Annotated in this window: 9 protein-coding genes and 1 pseudogene; 7 read left to right on the forward strand and 3 right to left on the reverse strand. The window is 63.8% G+C overall.

All coding sequences use genetic code 11. The features are described 5' to 3' along the window. Window positions 1-28: 28 nt before the first annotated feature. Both A0U87_RS09945 and A0U87_RS09950 read right to left on the reverse strand, forming a co-directional pair. Window positions 29-1,003, reverse strand: a pseudogene (locus A0U87_RS09945) (alpha/beta hydrolase). Window positions 1,004-1,127: 124 nt separating this feature from the next. Next, window positions 1,128-2,012 (reverse strand): LysR family transcriptional regulator, encoded by an 885-nt coding sequence (locus A0U87_RS09950; RefSeq protein ID WP_234415585.1) that lies wholly within the window; start codon window positions 2,010-2,012, stop codon window positions 1,128-1,130. A 237-nt stretch (window positions 2,013-2,249) separates the two neighbouring features. On the opposite strand from A0U87_RS09950, the gene A0U87_RS09955 reads away from it, so the two are divergent. From A0U87_RS09955 to A0U87_RS09985, 7 genes are all read left to right on the forward strand, one after another. Beyond that, window positions 2,250-3,260, forward strand: coding sequence for a L,D-transpeptidase (locus A0U87_RS09955; RefSeq protein WP_080993650.1), 1,011 nt, complete (start codon window positions 2,250-2,252; stop codon window positions 3,258-3,260). A gap of 108 nt (window positions 3,261-3,368) precedes the next feature. Next, the gene (locus tag A0U87_RS09960) at window positions 3,369-3,857 is read left to right on the forward strand and encodes a nuclear transport factor 2 family protein (protein ID WP_017502601.1); all 489 of its coding nucleotides are present in this window, start codon (window positions 3,369-3,371) and stop codon (window positions 3,855-3,857) included. A 140-nt stretch (window positions 3,858-3,997) separates the two neighbouring features. Then, entirely contained in the window at window positions 3,998-5,233 is a 1,236-nt protein-coding gene (locus tag A0U87_RS09965) for a hypothetical protein (protein ID WP_048938623.1), read from the forward strand. Beyond that, window positions 5,226-6,383, forward strand: coding sequence for a glycosyltransferase family 4 protein (locus A0U87_RS09970; protein ID WP_048938622.1), 1,158 nt, complete (start codon window positions 5,226-5,228; stop codon window positions 6,381-6,383). The genes A0U87_RS09965 and A0U87_RS09970 overlap by 8 nt, the downstream gene beginning before the upstream one ends. Window position 6,384: 1 nt before the next feature. Further along, on the forward strand, window positions 6,385-7,404 hold the full coding sequence (locus A0U87_RS09975; RefSeq protein ID WP_048938621.1) for a sulfotransferase: 1,020 nt from the start codon (window positions 6,385-6,387) through the stop codon (window positions 7,402-7,404). Then, window positions 7,356-8,096, forward strand: coding sequence for a response regulator transcription factor (locus A0U87_RS09980; RefSeq protein WP_048938620.1), 741 nt, complete (start codon window positions 7,356-7,358; stop codon window positions 8,094-8,096). The genes A0U87_RS09975 and A0U87_RS09980 overlap by 49 nt, the downstream gene beginning before the upstream one ends. 317 nt (window positions 8,097-8,413) lie before the next feature. Beyond that, the gene (locus A0U87_RS09985) at window positions 8,414-11,212 is read left to right on the forward strand and encodes a TonB-dependent receptor (RefSeq protein ID WP_048938619.1); all 2,799 of its coding nucleotides are present in this window, start codon (window positions 8,414-8,416) and stop codon (window positions 11,210-11,212) included. A 101-nt stretch (window positions 11,213-11,313) separates the two neighbouring features. Here the strand turns inward: A0U87_RS09985 and A0U87_RS09990 are convergent. After that, the coding region (locus A0U87_RS09990) for a hypothetical protein (RefSeq protein WP_137405498.1) at window positions 11,314-11,757 on the reverse strand (444 nt) is incomplete at its 5' end.

The following is an 11,757-nucleotide window of genomic DNA, read 5'->3' on the forward strand; positions in this document are numbered from 1 at the left end:
CATGCATCACCATGGCCCCGCCGGGGGTTCAGCGCGCCGCGACCTTGCGATCGAGGAAGTCGCGGATCAGCGGCGCCATTTCATCCAGCTTGTCTTCCAGGGCGAAATGGCCGGTATCGAGAATATGCATCTCCGCGTCGGGCAGGTCACGCTTGTAGGGATGCGCGCCGGGTTCGGGGAAGATCTTGTCGTTCTTGCCCCAGACAATCAGCGTCGGCGGCTTGCGTTCGCGGAAGAAGGCCTGGAATGCCGGGTAGAGCGGCACATTGGTGCGATAATCGTAGAACAGGTCGAGCTGGATATCCTTGTTGCCCGGCCGGTCGAGCAAGGCCTGGTCCTGCACCCAATTGTCGGGGCTGATCCGCGACAGGTCGCGCACGCCATCGGTATATTGGAACTTGGTGGCGTCGAGGCCGACGAGCCAGGCCTGCGCCTCGCGATCCTTGGCCGATCCGCTCTGCCAATAGGTCCTGATCGGATCTCAGAAGGCGCCCAGCCCTTCCTCATAGGCATTGCCATTCTGGACGATGAGGCCGCTGACCCGCTCGGGATTCTTGAGGGCGAGGCGGTAGCCGACCGGGGCGCCATAATCCATGACATACATGGCGTAGCGCCGGGCGCCGATCTTGCCCATCAGCGTGTCGACCATGTCGGCATAATGGGCGAAGCTGTAGGTGAACTGGCGATGGTCGGGCGCGTCGCTCTGGCCAAAGCCCGGATAGTCCGGCGCGATCACATGATAGCGGTCGGCGAGGAGCGGGATCAGGTTGCGGAACATGTGCGACGATGTCGGGAAGCCGTGGAGCAGCAGCACCACCGGGCCGTCGGCGGGGCCGGCTTCGCGATAGAACATCTTGACGCCATCGATCGTGGCGCTGCGATAATGGACCGTGGCGGCCGCGGCCTGCGTGGCGACGGCGCTCGCGGGCGCGGCGATCGCCTCGGCCGAGGCAGCGATGCCGGCGGTCGCCAGCAGCATCGAAATGACCAGTTTCTTCATCATGTCCACCACCCTGTTGGGGTCGCTGAGCAAGGGCTTCAGCTTCTGGAGACAGAGATAATCCTTGTCGTCATTCCTGATAATTTGGGAAAGCTGGAAGTCATTATTCCTTATGATGGAATAATGGTCATGTCTGCTGGAACAGAGGATTGGCCCGCAGCCGATCGACCGCCAGATCGACGAAGCTGCGCACCTTGGCCGCCGCCCGCCGCCCTTCGGCGTGGATGACATGGATCGGCAGCGGCTTTTCCATCTGCTCGTCCAGAACCGTGACCAGCCGCCCGGCCGCCAGTGCCGGCTCGACCTGATAGGACAGCACGCGGGTCAGCCCCCAGCCCTGCTCGGCAGCGGCGATCGCCGCTTCATTGGTATTGCAGAAAAGTTGGGGGTGGACGGTGACGCTGCTCCGGCCCTCCGGCCCGAAATGCCATTCGGGGGAGGCCCATGCCTCGGTCGGGCCGATGATGCGATGATGGACAAGGTCGGCCGGGGTCCGGGGCATGACATGCTGCTCGAAATAAGCCGGCGCGCCACAGATGACCCGCCGCACCGTCCCGACCCGAATGGCGCTGAGGCCCGAATCCGGCAGATGCCCGATCCGGATGGCGACATCGATGCCTTCCTCGACGATATTGACCAGCCGGTCGACGAACAGGCTGCGCCCGGTCACCGCCGGAAAGCGATCCAGATAGTCGAGCAGGATCGGCAGCACATACATCTGGCCGAAGATTACCGATCCCGTGACGATCAGCGTGCCGGTGGGATTGCCATGGGCGCCCGCCGCCGCCGCGTCCGCATCCGCCATGTCGGCCAATATCCGCCGGCAATCGTCCAGATAGCCGCGTCCTGCCTCGGTCAACTTCACCGATCGCGTGGTCCGCGTTAGAAGGCGCACGCCGATCTCATCCTCCAGCGCGGAAATCGCCCGCGTGACCGCCGGCGGGCTCAGATGCAATTGCCGCGCGGCTTCGGCAAAACCGCCTGTTTCCGCCACGCGAACGAATATCTTCATGGCTTGCCAACGGTCCAAAGCATTCCCCTCGATCATCGCTGCGGCCGAAAAGGATGCGCAGAACCCCATGCGCCGGTCAATCAGCAGGACTGACGCACAAGGTCCGTTTCGGGCGCAACAGAAACGATTATCTCATGGACCTCCCCCCCCTTCATCATGACGCCTCAGGGTCGCCCCCGATGGAAATGCACAAGGATCACGGATATCACCGCGCAACGATAACCAGGGGGACATGACGTGCCGATCGACTACCGCAATATGGTTCGCCACGGTCGCCTGTTTTGCGCCTTGCTGCTGCTCCCCTATCCCGCTCTCGCCCAGGGCGATCGCGCCACATCCCCTCCCGAATTTGCTCGCCGTGCCGACAATCTGAAGCCGGGCCAATGGGTCTGGGCGCCACAGGTATCGCCGACCGGGCCGCTGCTCGTCTATGTCGATCTCTCGCGCCAGATCGCGACCGTCTATCGCAATGGCGTGCGCATCGCCGTGTCCACCATCTCCTCGGGCAAGGAAGGCCATGCAACGCCCACCGGCGTCTTCACCATCCTGCAGAAGGACAAGGACCATCGGTCCAGCACCTATAATAACGCGCCCATGCCTTATCAGCAGCGCCTGACCTGGGACGGCGTCGCGCTCCATGCCGGCGGCCTGCCGGGCTATCCCGAAAGCCATGGCTGCATCCACCTGCCCTATAAATTCTCGCAGGAACTCTTCGCCATCACCAGCCTGGGTGCGACCGTGGTGGTTCAGGGCAATGCTGCCACCCATATGCGCACCAGCCAGGCGAGCCTCTTGTCACCGATCAACGACAAGGGCGAGCAGGTCGAATATCGCCCGCTCAAGGGCGAGGAATATCGCTGGCAACCCGAACTGGCGACCAGCGGCCCGCTGACCATCATCGTCTCGAAGAAGGAGCAGCGGATCGTCGTGCTGCGCAACGGCACGGAAATCGGCCGCAGCGTCGCCGAGATCAAGGAGGGCGATCCCGGCTCCCATGTCATCACCCTCACCATGGGGAAGGATGGGAAGACCCACTGGCTCTATGTCGGCCTGCCGGGCCATGAAAATGATGTCGAGAATGTCGTGGACGAAGCGGTGCTGAACCGGGTGCGCCTGCCGCGCGGCTTCTACGACAAGATCCGCAGCCAGTTGAAGCCGGGCACCACCATCCTAGTCACCGACTCCAGCGTCGGCGCCTCGACCGGCGAGAAACTCACGATCATGGACGCGGTCGCGCCCCAGCCCTGACCACCCATCAAGCATCGCCACGGCGGAGCCCTCTATGCTTGCGGGCACCCATCCCCATGCGCACAAGCTGTCGGAAAGAGCAGCATGCCACAGGAAAGGATGAGGATAATGCCCCGCTTCACCGCCGAAACCGCCATTGCCGCGCTGGAGATCGAGCAACTGGTGATCGACTGGGGCTATGATCTCGACCTCAACGGCGGCATGAACGTCGCGCCGCTCTGCACCGACGATTGCCATTATCTGGTCGGCGGCACGCTGCATCAGGGCCATGGCCCCATCACCGCCTTCTACACCGCCCGCAACGAGCGCGTCGCCACCCAGCAAAAGGATGGCGTCCGCACCCAGCGGCACACCATCACCAACATGCGCATTCAATTCCCGGCCGCCGACCATGGCAGCGCGCAGTTCATGCTGGTCAATTATTCGGGTGAGGGCAAGGCGCCGATCCTGAACCTGGTCGGCCCGACCATCGTCGCCGATTGCCGCATGGAATTCCGCCGGGATGCGGACGGCGAATGGCGCATCTCGCTGTTCGACAGCACGCCGATGTTCATCGGCAATGATCCGTTCCTCAACGCCGCCGTCGTCCGGAAATAGGGCAGTTCGCCGCCGGGCAGGGCTGACATGGAAATGCCGAACCCGGCGCACAATGTTACAGACATCGCCGCAATCTGAAATCGCCGGGCAAAATCACACGCAGACACTTCGCCTGACCAGCGTCAGACGCGGAGTGCAGCGTGATACAACAGCCGATCAATTTCCCGGCCCGGACCGAAAAGGCAGACAGGAAGACGCAGTCGATCTGCTTCTTCTTCAACGCGCAGATCCATCATCTTCTGCACGCCATGCCGCTGGCACTGGAATTGTCGCATGATCCGCGCTTTCGCGTCGATATCATCGCGGCCGGCGCCGATCATATTGCGCTGGCCCGCGACCTGGCGGCCCGTCATGGCGGCGGCCGGCTGAACTTCATCCATCTCGACAATATCTGGCTGCGCAGCCTGTCCCATCTGTCGGGCCATGCCAGCCCGCCCAAGCTCGCCACCCTGCTCGCTGCACGCCGCCGTCTCGCCCGCTATGACGCGATCGTCGTGCCCGAACGCACCTCGCTGCTGCTGCGCCGTCTCGGGCTGGCGGACAGCCGCTTCATCCACACCTGTCATGGCGCAGGCGACCGCGCGGTCGGCTATGATCCGCGCATCGCGCTGTTCGACTTCGTCCTGCTGGCGGGCGAGAAGCAGCGCCGCCGGATGCTGGCACAGGGCCTGATCCGCGAGGATCATTACGCCATTGCCGGCTATGGCAAGTTCGACCTGACCCAGGGTCAGCGCCCGGCCAGCCCCTTTACCGACAGTCGCCCGATCATCCTCTACAACCCGCATTTCTCGCCGCGCCTCTCCTCCTGGCAGGCGATGGGCATGGATGTGCTGCGCCAGTTCGCGGCCGATGATCGCTTTAATCTGATCGTCGCGCCCCATGTCCGCCTGTTCGACAATCGCCGCAAGCGCGCTGCGGCTGAGCGCATGCTGGCTGAATTTGCCGCCCTGCCGCATATCCATGTCGACCTCGGCAGCCGGGCAAGCGTCGACATGAGCTATGTCCAGCTTGCCGCCGCCTATATCGGCGACGTGTCGAGCCAGATCTACGAATTCATCGCCACGCCGCGCCCCTGCCTGTTCCTCAACGGCCATCGCGCACAGTGGCGCGAGGATCCCAACTATGCCCATTGGCATTATGGCCCAGTCCATGAATCCGCCGATCGCATCCCGGACAAGGTCGCCGCCGCCATAGCCGCCCACGGCATGTATGACGCCGCCCAACGACGCGGCCTGTCCGATACCTTCACCAGCGGCGGCGCGCCCGCCTCGGCGCGCGCGGCAAGGGCGGTCGCGGATTATCTGACGCGCGGCGCACCAGCAGCGAGACCCGTTCCGACACCCTATCCGCTGCGGGAGGCGCTGCGCCATGGCTGATGCCGATCGCCGCCTCTGGCTCGTCGCCCGCGTCCATGCGCCTGATGAAGGCGGGGTCCAGACCTATGTGGCCGAAACCGCCCGCGCCTATGCCGCGCTGGGCTGGCGCGTCACCCTGTTCGCCAAATCCTCGGCTGGCCCGCGCCGGGTCAGCAGCGACGGCGTCGAACTGATCGATGTCGGCCCGGCCTCGCGCCTGCGGGTCTATGGCCGGCTGTTCCGCGCCATGGCCGGCGCCTGGCTGCGCGGCGAGCGCCCACAAGCGATCCATGCCTGCACCTGGCGTGCGGCCCTGCCTGCCCTCGCCTTTCCCCGCCCCCTCATCGTGACGATCCATGGCCGGGAAGTCGGTCGCCCGGCCGGCGGCGCCTTCGCCCTGCTGCGGCTGGTGCTGCGCCGCGCCCGGCGCATCGTCGCGGTCAGCGCCGTCACCCGCGACCTGCTGGTGCAGCGCCTGCCCGATCTCGCCGCGCGCACCATCGTCGCCTGGAACGGGGTGCGCATGCCGGCCGACCGCCCCACCACCGAGTTCCAAAATGGCGACGCGCCGGCTCAGATACTGACCGTCTGCCGCCTCGTCGCGCGCAAGAATATTCCGGCCGCGATCGACGCCGCAGCCGCCTGCCTGCGCGAGGAGGCCTCACTGCGCTACACCATCGTCGGCCGCGGGGTGGACGGCATCCGCATCCAACAGACCGTGCGCCGCCACCAGTTGGAGGATCATGTCCGCCTGGCCGGCTATGTCTCCGACGCGGAACTGGCCGAGCAATATCGCGATGCTGACATCTTCCTCCACCCCCAGATCGCGCTGGAGGATGGCGCCGAGGTGGAAGGCTTCGGCCTCAGCGTCGCCGATGCCATGGCACAGGGGCTGGCCTGCATCGTCGGCGCGGATGGCGGCCCGGCCGAACTGGTCCGCGACGGCGTCACCGGCCTGGTCGTCGACGGCAATTCCCCCAGCGCATTGCGCGCGGCGCTCGCGCTGCTGGCGCGCGATCCCGCGCTCTGCCGCCGGCTGGGCGATCAGGCGCGGATCTGGGCCGCGAACAACCTGTCGTGGGAACGGCATTGCCGCCTGATCCTGCATGAACTGCCGCCCCGTCGGCCCGCCCCGTCTCGCAGCACGCCCGCACTGACCGAAGGAGGATAGGATGCGCAACTACAGGGGCCCCATCATCCATATCGGCTATCACAAGACCGGCACCACCTGGTTCCAGGATATTTTCTATCCCGCCGTCCGCAATCGTCGCTACCTGCCCCGCGCTGTCGCGCGGGCCGCCTTTCTGGAAGCCGGCGCGCTGCATTTCGAGCCTGACCATGCCCGCCACAGACTGGGCCAGGACCGCGACGACATCATCCTGTGCGAGGAAAATCTGAGCGGCGGGCTGCATAATGGCGGGCTGGCCGGCAATCTTTCCAAGGATGTCGCCGGCCGCATCCACGATACGCTGCCCGGCGCGCAGATCGTCATCTTCGTGCGCGATCCCTGCTCGGCCATCGCGTCCGCCTATCTCCAATATGTGAAGGGCGGCGGCACTTTCGGCATCCATCGCTACCTGTTCGGCCGCGACCGGCTCGGCCCGGTGGCGCCGGAGCGGGACGAGGCGCCCGGCTTCCGCCGCGAGCATTTCGACTATGCCCGGCTGATCGCTCATTATGACCGGCTGTTCGGCGCGGACAATGTCCATGTCTTCCGCTATGAGGATTTTCGCGCCGATCCACGCGGTTTCGCCGCCACCTATGCCGCCCGTTTCGGGCTGGATATCACCCTCGACCGGCTGGACTGGGGCACACGCAACCCCTCCCCCGGCCGGCTGCTGCTCTGGGCCTTTCGCGCAGCCAATCTCTTCACCCGGCGCGCCGTCGCGGACAAGGACTGCCTGCTCCATCTGCCCGGCTGGTATGGGTTCAGCCGCAAGCTGCTCCGCCGCGCCAATGCCTCGGGCCGCTTCGGTCGCCCGCTGCGCATGCGCGACATATTGGACGAAGGCGCCATCGCCCATTTCAACGACTATTACCGGCATGGCGAGGCTGCCATTGCCGACCGACTGGAACAACAGACATGCCGCGACGCGAAATCACGCGACGGGATGGCCGCAACGGCGCCGTCCTATGCTCGATCATGCAGAACAGCCACATCCTCCTTGCCGACGATGACGCAGCACTGCTGACGTCGCTGTCGGACTATTTCGGCCGCTATGGCTTCGACGTCGACACCGCCGCCAATCTCGCCGACATGCGCCGCCTTTCGGAAGTGGGTCATTATGACCTGTTGATCGCCGAACCGATGATGCCGGGTCAGCATACAGCCGGCCTGCTGCGCGAATTCGCGTTCGAGCGGCGCATTCCGGTCATCATCCACAGCCGCGCCAGCAGCGACATTGATCGCATCCTGGGCCTGGAAATGGGCGCGGAAGATTATCTGACAAAGCCCTGCAACGCCCGCGAACTGCTCGCCCGCGCCAATGCGGCCCTGCGCGCCCGTCGCCGCCAGGCCGATGCCGGCACCATGGCTACGGCACCGCGCGACAATAGCTGGGTCGCCTTCCAGGGCTGGCGCTTCGACCTTACCACCCGCCAGTTGTTCGATCCGAGCGGCGGCACCATCTCGCTGTCGGAGGGCGAATATCAGTTGCTGCGCGTCTTCGTGGCCAATGCGCGCCAGGTGCTCAACCGCCACCAGTTGCTCGATCAGGTCTATGGCGCGTCGAGCGACCATTATGACCGCGCCATCGATGTCCAGCTGTGCCGTCTGCGTCGCAAATTGTCGGCTGGCGGCCTCAAGGGACAGACGATCCGCACCGTGCGCAACGAAGGCTATATCTTCGTCCACCCCGTCACGGCTGGCAACGCCGCCAACTAATCATAATAAAAATCAGATCCATTACCCCGCATATGAAAATATGCGGGGATTTTTTCGTCACAAATCAAATATAATTACAACATTTCATAAATCATGAAATTCCGTGAAACATACGCAACATTTCACAACATAATAAAAACTATCGTCATATCTGTTTTTTATTGGCAACAGCTTTGTTAAACCTTTGTGAAACACGGCAAATCGCGTTGACGCACTTCGTCGCACGCATACAAATCTCTCCATCGGCTCGCGTCACCCCAAGGACAAAACCAACAGGGCGCGGACCGGGATAGAATATCCCAAGGGAGATTATTTTCATGCCGTCTCACATCATGCGGCGCCTTTCGGCGTCGACCATCCTGCTCGGCCTGGCGACCCCGGCCTTCGCGCAGACCAGCGCGGCGGATGATGGCGCGACCAGCGACACCATCGTCGTCACCGGCTCGCGCATCGCCCGCCCCGACCTGCAACAGGCATCGCCGATCGCGATCGTCAGCGCGCAGGAGTTGAAGCTCAGCGGCAAGGTCAACGTCGAATCGATCATCAATGACCTGCCCCAGCTGATCCCCAGCACGACGGCGGCATCCAATAATCCGGGCGGCGGCGTGTCGACGGCCGACCTGCGCGGCCTGGGTGCCAACCGCACCCTGGTGCTGGTCGATGGGCGTCGCTACGTCTCCTATGACTCCAACCAGATCGTCGATCTCAACACCGTTCCGGCGGGCTTGATCGACCATGTCGAGGTCGTGTCGGGCGGCCGTTCCGCCGTCTATGGTTCGGACGCGATCGCCGGCGTCATCAACTTCGTGACCAAGCGCGACTTTTCTGGCGTGGAAGCAAACGCCAATTATCGCATCAACCAGGCCGGCGACGGCGGCACTTTCAACACCAACCTGCTGATGGGTGGCAATTTCGCCGACGGTCGCGGCAACGCCACCTTCTATATCGATTACACAAAGCGCGACGCCGTGCAGCAGTCGGCCCGCAGCTACACCAAGCAGGCCTATACCGATGACGGCGATGGCGGCCTGGCCGCCGGCGGCTCGGGCTCGATCCCCGGCACCCGCTTCGCCCTGTCCGGCACCCAGTATAAGTTCAATCAGGACGGCAGCTATTCGGCCTATGACTCGTCCACCGACGCCTATAATTATGCGCCGGACAATTATCTGCAGGTGCCCCAGAAGCGCATTCTGCTGAGCGCCCAGACCCATTATGACGTCAACGATCACCTGATCGTCTATGCCGAGGGTCAGTTCATCAACAACCGGGTGAAGAACCGCCTGGCGTCCACGCCGTTCACCGGCTCGGTCTCGCTCGACGTCGACTCCTCCTTGCTTTCGCCGGAATCCCAGGCGCTGCTGTCGGCAGCGGACACCGATGGCGATGGCTATGCCACCGCCGCCATCTATCGCCGCCTCAACGAGGTCGGCGCCCGCATCTCCAATGTCGACAACACCGCCTATCGCACCCTGATCGGTGCCAAGGGCCAGATTGCCGGCGACTGGAACTATGACGGCTATTACAGCTATTCGCGCACCAAGCAGGTCGAGACCCAGACCGGCAACGTATCGCGCAGCCGCGTGGAGCAGGCGCTCAAGACCACCTATGACAGCGACGGCAACCTGGTCTGTTCGGACACCAGCAATGGCTGCGTCCCGCTGAACATCTTCGGCGAAGGCAATATCAGCAGCGAAGCCGCCGCCTTCATCTCGATCCCGGTCAAGAATGTCAGCACCGTGACCGAACAGGTCGCCAGCTTCGCCGTCACCAACGGCAATCTGTTCGACCTGGGCGCCGGCCCGGCCGGTATCGCCTTCGGTGCGGAATATCGCTCCGAACATGGCAGCTATGATCCGGACTATGCCCTGTCCTCGGGCGACGTCGTCGGCTTCAACGCCGGTGAAGGCCTGTCGGGCGGCTATAATGTGAAGGAGTTGTTCGCCGAAATCGACGTGCCGCTGCTCGCCGACCTGCCGCTGGTCCACAAGCTCGACTTCAACGGCGCCTATCGCTTCTCGCATTACTCGACCGCAGCCAAGAATGTCGGCACCTTCTCGGCCGGCCTCATCTACGCGCCGATCAAGGACGTCACCTTCCGCGGCCAGTACAGCCGGGCGGTGCGTGCGCCGACCGTCGCGGATCTCTATTCGGGGCAGTCGCAGGACTTCCCGACTGCGAACGATCCCTGCTCGACCGAGGACGCGACCACCAATGCCAGCCTGGCGGCCAGCTGCGTCGCGACCGGCGTTCCGTCGAGCGCGCTCGGCACCGACATCAACGGTGGCAGCTCGCAGATCGATTCGATCACCGGCGGCAACCCGAACCTGCGTGAGGAAAAGTCGGACACCTGGACCGCGGGCGTCGTGCTCCAGCCCAGCTTCCTGCCGCGCTTCAGCCTGACGGTCGATTATTACCATATCAAGATCGACAATTATATCTCGACGCCGGGCACCGCGAACATCATCAAGGCCTGCTATGGCGATCAGTCCAATGGCTGGACGCCCTATGACAGCAGCTATTGCTCGCTGCTGCCGCGCAACGAGAACAGCTATGCGATCGAGGGCGCGGAAAATCTCCTGTCCAACACCGGTGGTCTCAAGACCGAGGGCGTGGACTTCGAGATGAACTACAGCCTGCCGCTCAACTTCGGCGTGTTCGGCGCCAAGACCGGCAAGCTCAGCTTCCGCGTCGCAGGCACCCGCCTGATCCGTTACGACCTGAACCCGGTCGCGGCGATCCCGGAACTGAACCAGAGCTGCGCCGGCCGCTTCGGCGTCTATTGCGGCGATCCCTATTCCAAGCTGCGGCTCAACAACCGCATCACCTGGAGCAGCGGTCCGATCACCCTGGGCCTGACCCATCGCTATCTGTCGAGCGTCCGCGACGACGACGATACGACCACCTATAGCGTCGAGAAGATCAAGGCCTACAACCTGTTCGACCTCGGCCTTCAGGTGCAGGCGACGGAAACCTTCGGCTGGTCGCTGGGCATGAACAACATGTTCAACAAGAAGCCGCCGATCATGGGCGACAACCAGCAGCAGTCGAACACCTATCCGTCGACCTACGACGTATACGGCCGCGCCTTCTTCGTGAACGCCTCGGTCAAGTTCTGATCATATTGCCGGACGGGCCTCCTCGCCTGTCCGGCACCTGCACCACAAAAAAAGCGGCCGCCCTTTCGGACGGCCGCTTTTTCCTTTGATCGACCGGCGCCTCAGCGTGGCGGATTGACCACCACATATTGCACCGACGATCCGACATATTGCGGCTGATACCAGCTGTTGCCGCACTGCGAATAGCTGATGCCATTGACCACCACGGTCGAACAATCCGGCGGAATGCTGCGCACGATCGATCCGATCGCCGCCGCCGTCAGCGTCACCGCGGCCGCGGTCGCCACCGGATGCCAGTGATCGTCCCAATCATCATCCCACCGGTCATGGCGATGATGATCATAATGGTCGTAGCGGTCCGGACCGCCACCATGATGTCCACCGCCATGATCAACATTCACATGGACATTGTTGACCGTGTTGTGATGCCGGTTGTGATTGACATTGTTGACCGATCCGCCGCGAACGCCCGGCCGCCCGCCGGGATGGGAATTGCCCGGCCGTGCCGCATGGCCGCCGCCCGAGGGCCGCGCCGGTCGTGCGCG

Source organism: Sphingobium sp. MP9-4, assembly GCF_005281675.1.
Lineage (GTDB): Bacteria > Pseudomonadota > Alphaproteobacteria > Sphingomonadales > Sphingomonadaceae > Sphingobium > Sphingobium yanoikuyae.